This is a genomic window from Stenotrophomonas sp. NPDC077420 (assembly GCF_044543385.1).
Classification (GTDB): Bacteria; Pseudomonadota; Gammaproteobacteria; order Xanthomonadales; family Xanthomonadaceae; genus Stenotrophomonas.
Map to the genome: position 1 here is coordinate 1 of NZ_JBITVZ010000026.1, position 16,609 is coordinate 16,609.

General features: G+C 67.4%; 14 protein-coding genes and 1 pseudogene. 6 read left to right on the plus strand and 9 right to left on the minus strand.

The genetic code is table 11. The features are described from left to right. Together ACIGII_RS18360 and ACIGII_RS18365 are read left to right on the plus strand one after the other, a co-directional pair. A pseudogene (locus tag ACIGII_RS18360) lies at nucleotides 1–1,162 on the plus strand (chromosome partitioning protein ParB); the annotation flags it as partial. Nucleotides 1,163–1,223: 61 nt separating this feature from the next. After that, nucleotides 1,224–1,433, plus strand: coding sequence for a hypothetical protein (locus ACIGII_RS18365; RefSeq protein ID WP_154352389.1), 210 nt, complete (start codon nucleotides 1,224–1,226; stop codon nucleotides 1,431–1,433). A 129-nt stretch (nucleotides 1,434–1,562) separates the two neighbouring features. On the opposite strand, the gene ACIGII_RS18370 is transcribed toward ACIGII_RS18365, so the two are convergent. Both ACIGII_RS18370 and ACIGII_RS18375 read right to left on the minus strand, forming a co-directional pair. Next, nucleotides 1,563–2,081, minus strand: coding sequence for a GNAT family N-acetyltransferase (locus ACIGII_RS18370; protein WP_154353609.1), 519 nt, complete (start codon nucleotides 2,079–2,081; stop codon nucleotides 1,563–1,565). A 696-nt stretch (nucleotides 2,082–2,777) separates the two neighbouring features. Further along, on the minus strand, nucleotides 2,778–3,203 hold the full coding sequence (locus ACIGII_RS18375) for a MerR family transcriptional regulator (protein WP_399636382.1): 426 nt from the start codon (nucleotides 3,201–3,203) through the stop codon (nucleotides 2,778–2,780). A gap of 41 nt (nucleotides 3,204–3,244) precedes the next feature. Between ACIGII_RS18375 and ACIGII_RS18380 the strand changes: the two genes are divergently transcribed. The 4 genes from ACIGII_RS18380 (at nucleotide 3,245) to ACIGII_RS18395 (ending at nucleotide 5,396) form a co-directional block, all read left to right on the plus strand. Next, entirely contained in the window at nucleotides 3,245–3,601 is a 357-nt protein-coding gene (locus ACIGII_RS18380; protein ID WP_017355168.1) for a mercuric transporter MerT family protein, read from the plus strand. Nucleotides 3,602–3,609: 8 nt separating this feature from the next. Continuing rightward, nucleotides 3,610–3,897 carry a heavy-metal-associated domain-containing protein gene (locus ACIGII_RS18385; RefSeq protein WP_017355169.1) on the plus strand — a complete coding sequence of 96 codons (288 nt, stop codon included), beginning with the start codon at nucleotides 3,610–3,612 and terminating at the stop codon, nucleotides 3,895–3,897. Then, a complete protein-coding gene (locus ACIGII_RS18390) occupies nucleotides 3,890–4,102 on the plus strand; it encodes a GDCCVxC domain-containing (seleno)protein (RefSeq protein WP_083536958.1) in 213 nt (70 codons plus the stop codon). Before ACIGII_RS18385 ends, ACIGII_RS18390 begins: the two co-directional genes overlap by 8 nt. A gap of 94 nt (nucleotides 4,103–4,196) precedes the next feature. After that, nucleotides 4,197–5,396 carry a hypothetical protein gene (locus ACIGII_RS18395; protein ID WP_017355170.1) on the plus strand — a complete coding sequence of 400 codons (1,200 nt, stop codon included), beginning with the start codon at nucleotides 4,197–4,199 and terminating at the stop codon, nucleotides 5,394–5,396. Between the two features lie 36 nt (nucleotides 5,397–5,432). Here the strand turns inward: ACIGII_RS18395 and ACIGII_RS18400 are convergent, their stop codons facing one another. From ACIGII_RS18400 to ACIGII_RS18430, 7 genes are all read right to left on the minus strand, one after another. Continuing rightward, nucleotides 5,433–6,536: an acetate/propionate family kinase gene (locus ACIGII_RS18400; protein WP_036196077.1), complete on the minus strand. Its 1,104-nt coding sequence runs from the start codon at nucleotides 6,534–6,536 to the stop codon at nucleotides 5,433–5,435. Between the two features lie 19 nt (nucleotides 6,537–6,555). Further along, a complete protein-coding gene (locus tag ACIGII_RS18405) occupies nucleotides 6,556–8,631 on the minus strand; it encodes a heavy metal translocating P-type ATPase (protein ID WP_082316348.1) in 2,076 nt (691 codons plus the stop codon). Between the two features lie 63 nt (nucleotides 8,632–8,694). Continuing rightward, on the minus strand, nucleotides 8,695–10,287 hold the full coding sequence (locus ACIGII_RS18410; protein ID WP_399636379.1) for an ABC1 kinase family protein: 1,593 nt from the start codon (nucleotides 10,285–10,287) through the stop codon (nucleotides 8,695–8,697). A gap of 25 nt (nucleotides 10,288–10,312) precedes the next feature. Next, a complete protein-coding gene (locus ACIGII_RS18415; protein ID WP_399636377.1) occupies nucleotides 10,313–12,778 on the minus strand; it encodes a xylulose 5-phosphate 3-epimerase in 2,466 nt (821 codons plus the stop codon). Next, nucleotides 12,775–13,689, minus strand: a complete 915-nt coding sequence (locus ACIGII_RS18420; RefSeq protein ID WP_017355176.1) for a ribose-phosphate diphosphokinase — start codon at nucleotides 13,687–13,689, stop codon at nucleotides 12,775–12,777. The genes ACIGII_RS18415 and ACIGII_RS18420 overlap by 4 nt, the downstream gene beginning before the upstream one ends. Then, nucleotides 13,686–15,203 (minus strand): thymidine phosphorylase family protein, encoded by a 1,518-nt coding sequence (locus tag ACIGII_RS18425; protein WP_154352390.1) that lies wholly within the window; start codon nucleotides 15,201–15,203, stop codon nucleotides 13,686–13,688. The genes ACIGII_RS18420 and ACIGII_RS18425 overlap by 4 nt, the downstream gene beginning before the upstream one ends. Continuing rightward, a complete protein-coding gene (locus tag ACIGII_RS18430; protein ID WP_017357192.1) occupies nucleotides 15,200–16,585 on the minus strand; it encodes an MBL fold metallo-hydrolase RNA specificity domain-containing protein in 1,386 nt (461 codons plus the stop codon). The genes ACIGII_RS18425 and ACIGII_RS18430 overlap by 4 nt, the downstream gene beginning before the upstream one ends. Between the last annotated feature and the right edge of the window lie 24 nt (nucleotides 16,586–16,609).

A 16,609-nucleotide genomic window follows, 5' to 3' on the forward strand; every position in this document is an offset into this window, starting at 1 on the left:
GCATCTGGCCTACGAGGAACGGCAGGCGTTCCAGAACGCCCCGCGCCATCGCCGCGAGCCGACCACCCGCGAGGCCCGCCGCATCGCCTCGCTGGAAACCCGCCTCGAAAAGATCGACGCCGAACTGGAAGAAGCCTGCGACGCCGAGGACGAGGCCAAGGCCGAGAAGCTGGAACGGCGGCGCGATCAGGTGATCGGCGAACTGCAAGACGCGGAGGACGCCTTACAGGGCTATGCCCCCGAAGTGCGCGAGGTGGCCGGTGTCATCGTCACCATCGACCGCAACGGCGAAGCCGCCATTCATCGCGGCCTGCTGCGCGAAGCCGAGGCCAAGGCGCTGCGCACGCTGGAAAAGCTGCGGCGCGGTTTCGGCAACACCGAAGGCGAAGTCGCCAACGACGAGCACGAGGACGCCGACGACGCACCCAAGGCCGCGAGCCTGTCCGACCGGCTGGCGCAGCGGTTGAGCGCCCACCGCACGGCGGCGCTGCAAATCGAAGTCGCCCGGCATCCGCATGTCGCGCTGGCCGCACTGGTGCATGGCATGGTGCAGACCGTCTTGCAGCCCGACGCCTACGGCGATGGCCTGCCGCTCGGCGTGCGCCTCACGGCGCAATACCGGCTGGAAGGCATGGCACCGGACTGGCCGGAATCGCCCGCCGCCGTGGCGCTGCGCGAACTGCAACAGGTGGCCGGTGAAGCCTTGCCGGAGGACAGCGCCGAACTGTTCGCCGCGCTGCTGGCGAAGCCGCAAGACGAACTGGTGCGACTGCTGGCCGTGTGCGTGGCTTCCACGGTGGACGTGGTGACGCCCCGCGCCACGACGCACCATCGCGGCGAAGAACTGGCGCAGGCCGTGGGCCTCGACATGGCCGCATGGTGGAAGCCGACCGCAGAAGGCTACTTCAAGCACGTTTCCAAGGCCGTGATTCTGGATGCCGTGGGCGAGTACGCGCCCGAGCAAATCAACCGGCTGGCGAAGCTCAAGAAGGCCGACATTGCCAGCGAAGCCGAGCGGCTGGCCGATGGCACGGGCTGGATGCCCGCCATCTTCAAGGCCGCAGATCCGCAGGATGCCGCGCAGGAGGAAAGCCCGGAGCAGGACGCCTCGGAGGATGCCGAAGCAATGGCGGATGAACCCGCCGAGGTGCTGGCCGCTTGACCCGCGCCGAAGGCAAGCGCCCCGGCCTCGACCGGGGCGCTTCGCTGGAAGGAGAAGCTCCATGATCCACACCGCCACCAGCCGCCGGCGCATGGCGGCGATCTACGCCCCCGGCACAGTACGCGCCCGCCGCTGGCACGGCGCAGGCGACGTACGCGGCTATCGCCTGCCCTCGGGCTGGTCGGCCCGCGCCGACCTCACCGACATTCATCCCATCACGGGCCGCGCCTTGCCGCGCGCCTTGTGGTGGCTCATCGAGACGAAGGAATAACCGCGATCAGCACCGCGCCCAGGCCGTTCCGTCCTGGGCGCGGTGAAATGCAAATCCGGTCGCGGTAGTGGCCGCGCGCGGTGTTCAAGGCCAGCAGCCGATTCAGAACGCCGCCGCCTTCGCGCTGGCTCAGGCGGCGGCGTTGAAAGCATCGCTGTAGTGTGCGATGCCTTCGGGCACCGGCCCATCGAAGGCCAGTGCCATGAAGTAGCCGGGCGGCACGCCCGGCAGTTGCAGGCCCGCACGGGCCTGAAAACCAAAACGCGCGTAATACGCGGGATCGCCCAGCAGCACGCAGCCCGCGGCCTGCATGTCACGCAGTTCAGACAGCGCCTGTTCCATCAGGCGCGAGCCGATGCCGTGCCCTTGCCTTTGCGGCAGGACGGAGATCGGCCCCAAGCCGTACCAGCCTTCGGCCTTGTGGCCGTTGCGATCGGTGATGGTCACGGGCGACAGGGCCACATGGCCGACGACCTGGCCGTGTTCCTCGGCCACGATGGAAAGCGTCAGTTCGTCGGCGGCGCGCAGGGCGCGCACGATGAACTGCTCGGTGTGGCTGGTGTGCGGTGCATCGGCGAAGGCGGCGACCGTGACGGCCTCGATGGCGGCCATGTCGTCAGGTGTTTCGTGTCGTAGCTGGATGGTCATGGACTGCTCTTGGATTCTTTCCTGAAAATATAGAACGGCCTGGGCGTGTCGGCGCTTCGCCCCGCCGGGCTTTCGGGCTGCGCCCCGTGTCAACTTCGCTGTCACGGCCATTCGGCTTCAATTCCTCGCGCCTTCGCGCCTTTGGCGCTGCGCGCTTCGCTTGCCTCCAGGGGAAAGCCCTGCGGGCTATCCCCGCCGCGCGATGCTTGGCGCCCCTCGATGCGGCCGAACCGGCTGCGCCGGATCGGCGCGGCCAGCGCTACGCTGCGATGGACGGGGTGCTGGCGAACACGCTGGCCCTTGCTGCAGCAGGTTGCACGGATGCGTGCTGCCCTCAACGCTGGCGGTTCCTGCCCATCACGTCACGAAGGACGGTTCACGGACAACCCGCCCGGCATCGCTATGGAGCTTCCACGCCACGCCTCAAGACCGGCGCCGCAAGGTGCGGCCGGGGCTTTCTCGCCTTTCATTTGGTGGTTGACCTGGCCCGCGTCAGTGAGCGAGCTGGAGAAGCCTTCGGGCGGGGATGCCGAGTCGGCCCCATCTCCTTTCGGAGCGGTTCGGCCCAAGGCGTCCTTGTCTCGTTGTGAATCCTGGCGGTGGCACGGCTGCGCCTCGGGCTTCATGGCTGCAACCGTCCGGCGAAAACAATTTGAGGGTCGGCAGGGATTCGTGTAAAAACGGGCCGAAAGTGAGCTAACTGCCTGTCGCAGCTGGATTTATTGGCCGCTCCAGAAAATCGAGGGTTGGGCAGCACTCTCCCGCCGGCACTTGGGCGCACCGCGCTATTTTCTGTTCGAGATCCCTCTCCAGCTGTCGCAGCTCGCGGATTCGTAGACGGACATCGACGAGCTTTCGCTCGGTCAGCTGACGGGTCTGCTCGCAAGAACCTTCGCCTGTGATCTCTAGCAGGCCAGCGATCTCGTCGAGGCTGAATCCCATCATCTGAGCGCGCCGGATGAACTGAAGCCGATTGACATCGTTTTCGTCGTAACGACGCACGCCTCCTATGGGTCGCTCGGGTTGACGCAGCAGCCTACGCCGCTGGTAGTAGCGCACGGTTTCGACGTGCACATCGGCCGCCGCCGCCAGCCGGCTGATCGTAAACGTGTTCGGACGCACGGCTTGACTCCGTACCTAGGTACAGAGGCTAGTATGCTCTGATGCAAACAACCCCGGCCAAATCGTCTGTTCCAGCCATCGTTGGCGCGAGCATCGCCGCCATTGGCGCATCGGTCTGCTGCGTCGTGCCGCTGGTGCTGGTCCTGCTGGGCATCAGTGGCGCCTGGATCGGCACCCTGACAGCTCTCGATCCCTTGAGGCCCTGGTTCAGCGCCGCCGCCGTACTGTCCTTGGCCGTGGCGTTTTGGATGCTGTATCGACCGGCGGCACGGTGCGGTGTGGATGGCAGTTGCATCGCCCCGGACGCTCTGCGACGCAGGCGACGTTGGCTCTGGTTGGCGACAGCCCTCATCGTCCTGTTGCTGCTGTTTCCCTATTACATCGTCTGGATTCTGTAGGAGGCGCGATGCACAAGTGGATACTGGCCCTGGTGGCTGCTCTGTCGGTCGGTGCCGCTCTTGCGACGCCCGCAACCGTAGTGATGCTCGATGCTGAGAACATGACCTGTCCCGCCTGCGGCATCACCATCAGGAAGGCGCTGGAGAAGGTGCCGGGCGTGGCCGATGTGAAGGTGGATACCCGGGCTGAAACAGTCACGGTGACGTTCGAATCGAGCCAGACGGATGCAGCCGGAATCGCGCGTGCAGTCACGGAAGCAGGCTTCCCGGCCAAGGTGCGGACTGGCGGTGAGTGACGTCAAGCTGGAAAGCGTCTTGACCTGCCCGGAGTGCGGCCATCGGGCGACCGAGACAATGCCCATCACAGCGTGTCAATTCTTCTATGAGTGCACGGGCTGTGGAGCGGTTTTGCGTCCGCATCAAGGCGACTGCTGTGTGTTCTGCTCGTTCGGAACAGTGCCATGTCCACCGATCCAACAGAACAATCCCTGTTGTGGTTGAACCGCGGACTCCGATAATAGTTGGACAGACAGGCTGCGAGATCGACTGTGCCACCCTGGAAAGCGCGCCGCTCAACCAGCGGTGTGCATGCGAAGTGGTCGACATCCTCCGTCTGCACGAGTCGATCCGGGGTGCCTTTCCGGAGTTCACGACTGATCCCGCCGTACACGCGCACTTATTTTCACCCTATGCCTTGTTCGTTGATCGGCCCGCGTTGGAGGCCATGGGACGAGTCGCGGCGGCGGTCTTCGACGTCGCAGGAAACCCGGGATATAGCCAACGGGTCCTGCAATGGGCCCCTGACATTGCAACCCATGATCCGGGTTCGGCGGGGGGCGTCCTGGGTCTGGACTTTCACCTGACGGTCGATGGCCCGCGGCTGATCGAGGTCAACACCAATCCAGGCGGTCTGCTCCTCAATGCCTTGTTGCTCGATGCCGTGCGGTCTTGCGCGCCGCCAGCATGGGCCACCTGGACCAACGCGGCCCAAGCGCGTGATGCGGCCGTCACGGCCTGGATGGAGGATGCTCGGCAGCAATCCGGGCGCACGCCGTCGCGCCTGGCCATCGTGGACAGCACTCCGCGAGCGCAGTTCCTTTACCCCGAGTTTGTGCTGTACGCGAACGCGTTTCGGGACCATGGCGTGGACTGCGTGATCAGCGCTCCCGAGGATTTGTCGTTTGGTTCGGACGGGCTTGAGGATGCCCACGGTCGAATCGACACTGTCTACAACCGGTTGACCGATTTCGCGCTCGAGGATGCCTCGCATGCAGACATTCGTGAGGCTTACCTGGCAGGGGACGTCGCGCTGATGCCGCATCCCCGAGCACACGCGCTGTTTGCCGACAAGCGCAACCTTGCGGTGCTCGGGGACCCGGCTCTGCTCGGCGGGTTCGGGGTCGATGCGGGTTCGACGGCACTGCTGGGCCAGGTGATCCCGCCCACGGTCGAACTCGTGCCCGCGAACCGGGATGCGTTGTGGGCAGTGCGCAACGGATATTTCTTCAAGCCTGCAGCAGGGTTTGGCAGCCGTGGGAGTTATCGGGGCGACAAGTTGACCCGGCGGACTTGGGCGTCTATGGCGTCGGCGACCTACATCGCACAGGCCTTCGCGCCACCGAGCATGCGGATCGTGCATGGGGGCCAGTCCCTCAAGGCGGATGTGCGCTGCTTCGCGTCCGAGGCGGGTGTCCTGTTGTTCGCGGCCAGGCTGTACCAGGGCCAGACCACGAACATGCGCACCCCCGGTGGTGGATTCGCAGCGGTGCTCACGTCGTCACGGATCGAGGAGTGATTCCCCACCGGAGCCGACCCTTGGGGCGTGTCGTGGCTACAGCCAGGCGAGTGCCGATTCAGCCAGTTCGCGCTCCTCATCGATCGCGACGTTCCATATGCTCGGCCCGCCCCCGCGGTCGATCCGCGTGGCTCCAGCATCGTTGACGTCAGGTGCCAGCGCCAGGCCGAGCCAGGCCAGTCGCGCGACGATGCGAGCCCGCAAAACCGGCGCGCGATGGCCGATGCCGCCGGAAAAGACGACATGGTCGAGACCGCCAATTGCCGTGGCCATGGCCGCGATGGACTGCGCAATCCGGACTGCAAAGAGCTCCACGGCAAGCTGGGCCTGCGGGCCGGGATCCGTCAGCAACACGCGCATGTCGCCATGGCCGGCGATTCCGGCAAGGCCTGCACTGCGGTACAGGCCGTTTTCAAGCGCCTGCGCATCCAGGCGTTCATGCCTCAGCAGATACAGCAACGCGCCGGGATCGAGATCTCCGGAGCGGGTAGGGCTCGGGATTCCACCCAGCGGAGTGAGCGCCATGGTGGTGTCGCGGCTGCGGCCGCCCTCGACGGCGCAGACGCTGCAGCCACCCCCCAGATGCGCGAAGACAGCGCGGCCCTTCAGGATTCCAGCGTCGTGGCTGGCCACTATGCGGAGCGCGGAGGCAAAGGCGAGTCCATGGAAACCGTAGCGGCGGATGCCCAGCGCATCCCATGCTTCAGGGACAGGCAAGCGCCGGCTCCAGGGCGCGAGCGACGCGTGGAAGTCGGTGTCGAAGGCCACGCCTTGGCGCGCGTGCGGCCAACGCATGCGCGCGGCACGCGCGAAAGCGAGGGCTACCGGCTGGTGCAAGGGTGCGAACGGCACCAATGCATCCAGTTTCGCGAGCACGGTTTCGTCGAGCTCGCGGGCGTCGTGCAGGTCACCGCCATGTACGATTCGGTGCACCACCACGTCGGGGCTGGGCCACGGCTCCGACAATGCCTCGAGCAGGGTGGCAAGGCGCTCCTGCGCATCCACGCCGACTGGAATTTCGGCCCGGGAGCGCTCGAGCAGACGAGACTGCGCGCCGTGTCCCTCAGTGTTGAACAGATAGGACGCGCCCTTGAGGGTGGACGAGCCAACGTTGAGTGCAAGAAGCCGGCGCGTGGTCACAGGTGTCCCCGAATCATGTTCATGGGGACCGCACCGCCCGGCGCAACAACTGCGCATTGATTGCCACAACGACGGTGCTCAGCGACATGAGCACTGCCCCAAGCGCAGGTTGCAGCAGGATCCCCCATGCGGCGAGAACGCCAGCGGCGAGAGGGATGGCGACGATGTTGTAGCCGGCGGCCCACCACAGGTTCTGGATCATCTTGCGATAGGTGGCCTTGCTCAATTCGATGATCGCTGGCACGTCGCGCGGGTCGCTGCGCACGAGTACGACGTCGCCGGCCTCGACCGCGACGTCCGTCCCTGTGCCGATGGCGATGCCGACGTCGGACGTGAGCAGCGCCGGAGCGTCATTGACACCGTCACCCACCATCGCGACGCGCTTGCCCTGGGCCTGCAGCTCCTCGATCTTTGCCACCTTGTCCTCGGGCAATACCTCGGCGAAGACGGTGTCGATGTTGAGTTCCTTCGCGACCGCGTTTGCGACCGCCGTGGAATCACCCGTCAGCAGGACAACCTCCAGTCCTTCGTCGTGCAGCCGCTTGACCGCGTCGAACGATTCGGGACGGATGGCATCCGCGATCGCAAATACGGCGAGCACCCGGTCGCCTTCCACCAGGTAGGTTGCAGATTGACCATCGGCTGCCGCTGATTCGGCAGCCCGCCGAAGCGTCTCCGGCGGTTCGACCGCGAGCATTCTCAACAGACCCGGCCCGCCAACGTGAAGCGAGCGCTCCTCGACGACTGCGCGCACGCCGCGTCCCGGCATGGACTCGAAGTCCTGCGACATCGGAACGTCGATGCCATGTTCCTTGGCGCTGGTCATCAGCGCCTGCGCGATCGGATGTTCAGCGTCGCGCTGGACCGACGCGGCCACGCGAAGCACCTCGTCGTCGGTGAGTCCATCGGCGGCAGTGGTCTTCACGACGCGGTGCGAACCGAGCGTGAGCGTGCCTGTCTTGTCGAACACGACCGTGTTCAGCAAACGGGCCTCTTCCAGGCCGCGTCGATCGCGCACGAGCAGGCCGTTCCGTGCGCCAATCGTGGTCGAGATGGCGGTCACCAGCGGGATGGCCAAACCCAGCGCATGGGGACAGGCGATCACGAGCACGGTCACTACGCGCTCGATCGTGAAGCTCCACGGTCGACCGAGGAGTGGCCAGACAATGGCGGTAACCGCGGCGGAGACGATGGCGATGATCGTGAGGTAGAACGCCGCCCGGTCCGCCAGGGCCTGGGCGCGCGAGCGCGACGTCTGGGCCTGCTCGACGAGCCGCATGATACCCGCGAGCGCGGTCTCGTCGCCGGTTCCCGTCACCTCGACACGCAACGAGCCCTGTCCGTTGACGGTGCCGGCGATCACCCGGTCGCCCGTCGACTTGTCCATCGGCTTGGACTCGCCGGTGATCATCGCTTCGTTGACGGCGCTGGTCCCTTCCTTCACGACGCCGTCGGCGGGAATGCTCGCGCCGGGCCTGATGAGCAGCAGGTCGCCGCGCTTCAGTTCCGCGACAGGGACTTCCTTCGCGGTACCGGCCTCATCCAACCGCACCGCCATATCAGGCAGCAGCTTCGCGAGTTCCTTGAGAGCGCCCTGTGCCTGGTTGATCGAACGCATCTCGATCCAGTGGCCGAGCAACATGATCGCCACCAGCGTCGCCAGCTCCCACCACAGGTCCAAGCCCTCGACAACGCCGAGCGTGACCAACGCGCTGTAAAGGAAGGCGACGGTGATCGCAAGCGAGATCAGCGTCATCATGCCCGGCAGGCGATTTCTCAGCTCGTGGTATCCGCCGCGGAGGAACGGCGAGCCGCCGTAGAAGTACACGATCGTGCCGAACACCGCCGGGATGTACGCCGACCCCGGGAACTGTGGTGCGGTGTAGTCGAACCAATGCTGGATCATCCCGCTCCAGATCAGAGTGGGGATGGTCAGCAGCAGCGTGAGCCAGAACTTGTCGCGGAAGCTCGCCACGCTGTGGCCGGCATGCTTGTCGTGCCCGGCATGGACGTCACCTTCAGCACCCGTGCGGGGATGCGGCGGTTGCTCGCCGTGCGCCTGATGATCTTGATGATGATGATTGTGTTGCGTCATGGGTCTGCCTTCCTGGATGCACTGATGCGCCGGGCACCAGCGGGGAGATAGATCAGTGTTCTGTTACAAGTGTCCCGATCTGGCGATGGCCATCACCAGCCGCAGTGAGAGCAATCCCGCAGCAGCGAAAGCCACCATAGCCAGGAAAGGCATGTGACCGAACACTTGCGGGCCGTCGGAATGCAGGCTCAACAGCGCACCGCTTACGTACAGGCCCAAGGTGACCAGGGCCAACGCCAGCCGGTTGCCCGTGCGCGCGATTGCCTCCTGCGTGGAACTCAGGCCATGGTGGTGTACGGAGAAGGCGGGTCGTCCGTCGCTCAGTTGCGCCTGCCGCAACAGGTCGGTGGCGATCTGTGGCAGTTGGCGCGCAGTGCGGGCCAGCCGCATGGCAAGCGGCCTGTTGCCGCTGGGGCGGCTGGCTTCGGCAATGTCGGCGATCGCGGCCGCCTGCGCGGACAGCGTCCCCAGCAGGTCCAGATTCGGATCCAGCGCCCGCAGCGTGTTCTCGACCAGGAACAGCGTCCGGATCAGGGACAGCAGGTGGGCCGGAAGCCGGAAGCCAGCGCCCTGCCCAATGCGTGCCACGCGCCAGATTGCCTCGGCAATGGACCACTGCGCCAGCGGACGGCTGGCCATCTCGGCCAGGATCAGGTGGATCTCGCGCACATGCGAGCGGCGGTCGACCTGCGACGGGAAGAAGCCCATGGCGATCGCTGCATCCAGCACGCCCTCGGCGTCGTCGGCCGCAATGGCCTCGACCATGCCGCCGAGCGCGAGCCGGGATGCAGGGTCGAGCACGCCGATCGATCCAAAGTCATGCAGGCACAGGCGACCGTCGTCAAAGAAGAACAGATTCCCCGGGTGCGGGTCGGCATGGAAGACGCCGGCGCCGAAGAGCTGATGCACGTAGGCACCGAGCAGCGCCCTTGCCAGTGCGGGAGCGGCCGCTGTGCCGTACGCGGCCTCCAGACGGGTCCCGTGGCTTCGATCCTGCACAAGCACGTTGCGGGTGGCATACGGCTCGACGACGTGCGGCCGGGTGATGCCGGGCAGGGCATCCAGCACCTTGGCCATGCGCCGCATGTTCTGCGCCTCGTGACGCATGTCGATCTCGTCACGCAGGAATGCGCCTAGTTCGTCCACCAGTTCGAGCGGCCGGTGGCGTTTCAGTGGCGGCCAGATCCACTGGGCGACGCGCATCGTGCGCCGCAGGAGCAGCAGATCCGCCTGCACCTGGGCATGGATCCCGGGGCGGGTGATCTTGACGACCACATCGCGACCATCATGCATGCGCGCTGGATGGATCTGGGCCACTGAAGCCGCGGCCAGGGGCTTGTCATCGAAGCTGGCGAAAAGTTCGCCGACCGGCGCGCCAAACGCCTGTTCGACGATACGCATGGCCTCCTCCGCCGGGAAGGGGGGCACATCGCTGTGCAATCGCGACAGCGCCTCGCGATAGGGCGCCGGCAGCAGGTCCCAGCGCAGGCTCAAGCCCTGGCCCAGCTTGACGAAGGTGGTGCCCAACCCCACCAGTGTGGTGCTGACGTATGCCGGAAGCAGGTCGGGTGCACGTCGGCGCAGGCGCAGCACGGCGACGCCGAGCTTGAGTCCCGCCCAGGCAATCTGGCCTCCGCGCCGCACCGTGCCCGCCATCAACGCGCGCTCCCGGTTGGACAACTCATGGCGTCGACCTACTTGCAGGACGCAGGATCGTGGCCGGATCGCCCCGACCATCCACTGCCGCCAGCTCCGCTTCCGACAACAGGCCGCCCCGGGACTGGCCGAGGACGCCCGCGGCCGCATCGACCACGTGCGCCCAGGTGCTGCGGTTGGCGAACAGCAGTCCCGGCACGTCCAGCGTGCCGCCGCGGTTGACGAAGCCGAGCGCCGCGGTCGTGGCCGGGCCAGTGTCGAGCCGGCGCAGCGCGCCCAGGAAGGGCTCGGGCCGCGTATGCGTGACGAATATGCGCGGCCGTTCCGCCGGGAACAGTGCATGGACCTCGCTGTCGGAGTGCACGTACCGCGCCTCGTCCGGATCGCGCGGCGTGCGGAACCGGCCGGGCTCGCCGAGATAGACGATCGCGGCCGACACGCCACGTTCAACGAGGCGCACCTGCGCGTGGCGCACTTCCTGCAATTGGTAAGCACCGGTGGCGACCAGCAGGATCGCCGCTGTCGCCGGGTTGCCGGCCAGGCACAGCGCACCTTGGGTGGCCAGCGCCTGCGCCTGCGTCGGTGTCAGCTCGTGCGGCACCGGTCGCTTGGGGACGACCAGGGTGGTGACCGTGCCGCGTTGCGCGTAGGCGTGGGCGAGGGCCGCGGCGGCGCCGTTGGCGTCCGGGGGAAACACCACGCGCGATATGTCGGCCATTTCGCCCAGGAGCGCCTCGGCCATGGTCGGATCCTGATGGGACTGCTCGTTCTTCGCGTTCTCCCACGTGTGCGAGGTCAGCACGAGAGGCACGCCCAGCCAGCCGGGCGGTCGCCCCGCCTGTGCCTGGTGACGCGCGAAGATCAATTCCTGGCGCACGGCGCCAAGCATCTTCGGTGCGAACGCCTCGTAGGTGACCACCAGGTTCAGCCCGCCCTTGTTGCCGAGCGCGGCGCATACCACGGCTTCCTCATTAAGCGCGGTGATGACCGCGCCAGTGGTCGATTCCGCGACACCGGGCTCGGGCTCGTGCACCCGGTGCTTCATTGCGTCCAGGGTGCGATCGAGCTTGTTGCTGCGCAGCTCGTCAGGATTGCCCACGCGCACGCGCAGCCCCGGGTTCGCTTCGGCGATGGCGACGAACTGCTCGTCGAGCGCGGTCATCGGCGAGCTCTCGCCGCCGGCGCCGCGGTCGGCGATCGCCGGGACGCGGGGCGGTTCCACCTGGCGATCGGCCAGCGCATGGTCGCGCTCGCGCACGCGCTGCTGGAGGTCGTGGCTGTTGAGTGCGGCAACAGCCTCCTCGAGCTCGGACGCGGCCACGAACAGCGCCGCGGCGCCTTGATTGAAGAGCGCGCGTGCCTCGGCCTCCTTCGACGGATTCCCGGGCAGGGGCAGGTTGTGCGAGGCGTTGGTCCCGGCGCCGGGGAATCCGAAGCCCTTCACGGTTTCGGCAATGCCATAGGGCAGCCGCACGTCGGCATCGGGAACGGCGGCGCCCGCTTGCAGGCGCGACTCCATCACATGGATACCCCACGCGATGCTGGCCGGATCGCGCCCGTCCAGCGCGATCGGATCAAAGCCGTTCAATCGCAGGTGCCGGTCCAGCCACCGCTCGCCGCCCTGCTGGGCGATCTGGCTGCGCTGTTCGATGCGCCGCCCGTTGAGGATGATGATCGGGCTGACCAGCCCGCTGTCCTCGGCACGCCACCAGCGCGGCGCCCAGTCGCTGCCGCGCTGTTCCTCGAACGCACCGTCGCTGAGGAACGCCACCAGGCGTTCGTCCTTGAGCGGTGCATGCACGTACTGCAGTTCGGCAAAGCCGAGATAGCCGCCTTCCATCACGCCCCCGGCGGTGTGCGCATTGACGTGGGAGCCCAGGGGCGACGCCGGTGTTCCGTCCGGATTGAGGGTGTAGGCATAGAAGTCGCCGACGAACCGGCTCAGCCCCGCGTCGGAGCGGTCGTAACGTTCGGCGTGCCGGGCGGTCATGTTGCCAACCAGCACGTTCAGCGCGTCGATGGCGGCCACGCAGTGCCCCTGGCCCATCATCCATGCGCGGGTGACGCCATCCAGGGCGTCCATCAGCAGGTAGCCGGCGTAGGCCGGCACCATGTTGAGGGACCCGCCAGTGTGGCCTTCGGGCGTGGCCTTGAAGTCATCGGCCTCGAGGGCCGCGCCGTCGGTGCGGACCCGCTGGCTGTAGGTCATGTGGGCCACCAGCCACATGCCGGCGCTGGTGACGCGATCGGCCGCGGCGAGCCGCTGCCAGGCGGTGCCGGCATCGGGCGTGCGGCCCAAGGCCACCAGCTCGTGCACCATCTGGCGGACCCGGAGCTGGGTGAGCGGGTCATGTCGGATCACGCCGTAGCCGGCCGCCCAATGGTCAAACGCGGGATCGGCCCGCCGGTGGGCGTCGGCGAGTTCAAGGGTCCGCTGGCGCTCGGCGGCCGACAGCTGGTCGGCGGTGCAGCAGTTGAGATGCAGGTTCATGGGTCCTCCGGGGAGTCGGCCGAAGCGGACATCAGGGTCGATGCCGCGTCAGCGAGGTCCGCGCCGAGCGCGATCGCGTTCGACGGGTGGGCAATGGTGTCGGTACTGACGATGCGGGCCAGACCTGCTTCCTGCAGGCGGGCATAGGCATCGCCGGCGAACACCGGATGGATGGCGACCAGCAGTGGCGGCGGCAACGACAACCGGCGCAGGTGTGCGAGGGTCTCCAGGATGGTGTGGCCGGACGACACGATGTCGTCGATCAGGACCGGGGTCCGGCCCGCCACGGCCTGCGGGTCGGGCAGGCTGACGCGCACGTCGTAGTCGCCGTGCCGCTCCTTGGCCAGCACCTGGTAGGGCATGCCGGACAGGGCGGCGATGTCCGCTACCCACTGCTCGCTCTCGCTGTCAGGGCCGATCAGCACAGCGTCGGGGACGGTCTCAGCGATCCAGCGGGCCACGGCCGGCGTCGCCGATACGTGGACCGTCGGAATGCGGTAGAGCGACTGCAGGCGCTCGACGCGGTGCAGGTGCGGGTCCACGGTCACCAGCCAGTCGAAAGCCTCTTCGAGGAATTGCGCAAACAGCGGTGTACTGACCGCCTCGCCGCGATGGAAGCGGGTGTCCTGGCGCATATACCCCAGGTAGGGTGCGATGAGGCCGACCGAACGAGCCCCGAACTCGCGCGCGGTCCGGGCGGCGAAGCGCAGCGGGAGGGCCAGGGCATCGGCGTTGCGCAGGCTGGCCAGGATCGCCACATCGGCGCCGTCCAGTGCGTCGTCCAGGGTGACCAGCGACTCGCCATCGGGGAAGTGCCGCCAGGCCACGGGTGCAATGCGCGCCTGCAGGGGCTGGTTGATGGTGCCGGCCAACACTGCATCGGCCGGGAAGGGCATCAGCACACGGGTCATGGAACCTCTCCAAGCACAAAGGGTTGCAGCGTCGCGGCGTGCTCCAGGGCGTAGGCCAGTTCTCCCGGCGACTCCGCATGCAGGGTCATCATGGGCTGTCCGCGCTCGACCGTATCGCCGATCCGCAGACCGGTTTCGAGGCCGGCGGTGGGGGATGTCGGGGCGCCGGCCAGCTTGGCCAGTTTGGCCAGCCTGCGGTTGTCGATCGCCGCGATGCGGCCCGATGCAGGCGCCGGGACGTCGGCGGTGAACGCCGCCCGTGGCGGTTCGCGGAAGCCTCCCTGGGCCTCGCAGATCGCCAGGAACTTGGCCAGCGCCGCCCCGGAATCCAGCACGCCGCGCGCGCGCTCCAGTCCGGTGCCGGCGTTGCTGCCCGCTGCCATGTCCAGCAGCGCCGCGGACAGCGCAAGTGCGCGTTCGCGAAGGTCGGCGGGTGCATCGGCCGCGTTGCGCAGCACCTTGAGCACGTCGTGCGCCTCGAGCGCCGGGCCGATTCCCCGACCCACCGGCTGGGTGCCGTCGGAGCGATGGATGCCCAACTGCAATCCCAGCGCGCCCGCGGTGTGGGCAAGCCGCGTGCCGAGGCTGTGGGCCGCGGCCTCACCTCGCACCTTGGCCGTCGGACCCACCGGCATGTCGATCAGGACGTGGGTGGAGCCCGCGGCTATCTTCTTCGACAGCACGCTGGCGACCAGTTGGCCGTCGCTGTCGAAATCCAGCGGGCGCTGGACCCGGATCAGGATGTCGTCGGCCGGGCTCAGGCGCACGTTGCCACCCCACACGATGCAGCCGCCCTCGCGCTCCACCACCCGGCGCATCGCCGCCAGGTCGAGCGCCACCGGCGCCATCACTTCCATGGTGTCGGCGGTGCCCGCGGGCGACGTGATCGCGCGCGACGAGGTCTTCGGGATGCGGTAGCCCAGCGCAGCCACGATGGCCACCACGATCGGGGTGGTGCGATTGCCCGGCAGGCCACCTACGCAGTGTTTGTCCAGCACCGGCCCTTCGCCCCAGTCCAGGCGCTGGCCCACGGAGATCATGGCTCGCGTCAGCGCGGTCGTCTCCGCATGGTCCAGGCGGTCACCCGCGCTGGCAGTGACGAAAGCTGCAAGCTCCAGGTCCGACAACCTGCTTTCCATCACGTCCTGCACCAGGGCGAAGTACTGCGCGTCGTCCAACCGGGCGCCGAACACCTTGGCACGGAGCGCGCCCGCCGACGCCGCGGGTTCCGCGTGCCTGACGCCGGCGAGGGCGTCGGGCGCGGGATCGAGGAGCGTCCACGCGGCCTCCGACAACGCCACCTCGTCCAGGCCGAGCCGATCGTCGATGACCACGTTCAGCGTCGCCACCAGCGTGCGGGCGTCCACGTCCAGCCTGACGCGCGTCAACGCGGCAAAGCCTTCCGAGCGACAGACCTCGCAGTCGCGGTGCATATAGACCACCGGCTGCTGGTAGGTGTCGATGCCGGCACGGGTGACGCGCAGGCGGGTGTGGCCCGGGGCCTGCGTGGTCATCTCGCATCCTCCAATCCGACTTGCTCCAGGTGCCCCGGCACGCGCGCACGCCAGCCCAGTTCACGCTGCACGCGCCCGCGCAGCGTGTCTGCAGCGTCGGGCTCGCCGTGGGTGAGGTAGACCATGCGCGGCGCGGACGGCGCGGTGCGCATCCAGTCCAGCAGCTCCCCGGCGTCGGCGTGGCCGGAGAAGCCCTCCAGCTGCACCACCTCGGCGCGGATGGGGACCTCGCGGCCGAACATGCGCAACGTGCGCTTGCCTGCCGCCAGCGCGGCACCGCGTGTTCCTCCGGCCTGGTAGCCCGCGAGCAGGATCGCGTTGCGGTCATCGGGGCCGAACGCCTCGATGTGGTGCAGCACGCGCCCGCCGGTGATCATGCCGCTGGCCGAGATGATGATCATCGGCCCGCGCTGGCGGTTGAGTGCCTTCGACTCTTCTACAGTGTTGACGAAGGTGGCCACGTCGAACATCCGCTGGCAGTCCTCGTCGGACACGTGGTGCTCGGAGTGGTGGTCGTGGTAGTGCCGGGTCGCGTTGATCGCCATCGGGCTGTTGAGGTAGACCGGCACGCGAGGGATGTCCTTGCGCTCACGCAGCCGGGCGATATGCAGCATGAGCGCCTGGGCGCGGCCGATGGCAAAGGCGGGAATGACGATCACGCCCCCGCGGGCGGCAACGCGGCGGATGATCGGTGCCAGCTCGGCTTCTTGGTCGATCGGAATGTGTTCCCGATTGCCATATGTGGATTCGCAGACCAGGACGTCACAGGCGGGCAGGGGCGTCGGCGGATTCATCAGCGACTCCTGCTGCCGTCCCAGGTCGCCACTGAAGTGCAGGCGCTGGCCCTGGACGTCAAGGCTGACATGGGCAGCGCCCAGGATGTGGCCGGCAGGATGGAAGCGGATCGTGACGCCTGATGCGACCTCGATGTCGCGACCATAGTCATGCCCCTTGAGCTGCTTCAGGCTGCGGCGGGCGTCATCCTCGGTATAAAGCGGCCGTGGTTCCTTGTGCTTGGAGTACCCCTTGCGGGCCGCGTACTTGGCCTCCTCTTCGAGCAGGTGTCCGCTGTCGGGAAGCAGCAGGCCGCACAGGGCCACGCTGCCATGGGTGCAGTGGATCCGGCCGCGGAACCCTTGTTTGACCAGTGCGGGCAAGTAGCCCGAATGGTCCAGGTGGGCGTGGGTCAGGACCACCGCGTCGATTGATGACGCCTCGACGGGAAACGGAGCCCAGTTGCGCTCGCGCAATTGCTTGTAGCCCTGGAACAGGCCGCAGTCCACGAGCACGCGCTGACCGTTGGCCTCGACCAGGTAGCGCGAGCCGGTCACGGTGCCCGCGGCACCGAGGAATTGCAGGGTGGGGTTGGAAGACGCTGTCATGGTGTGGCTCCTGTCCTGGAAGGG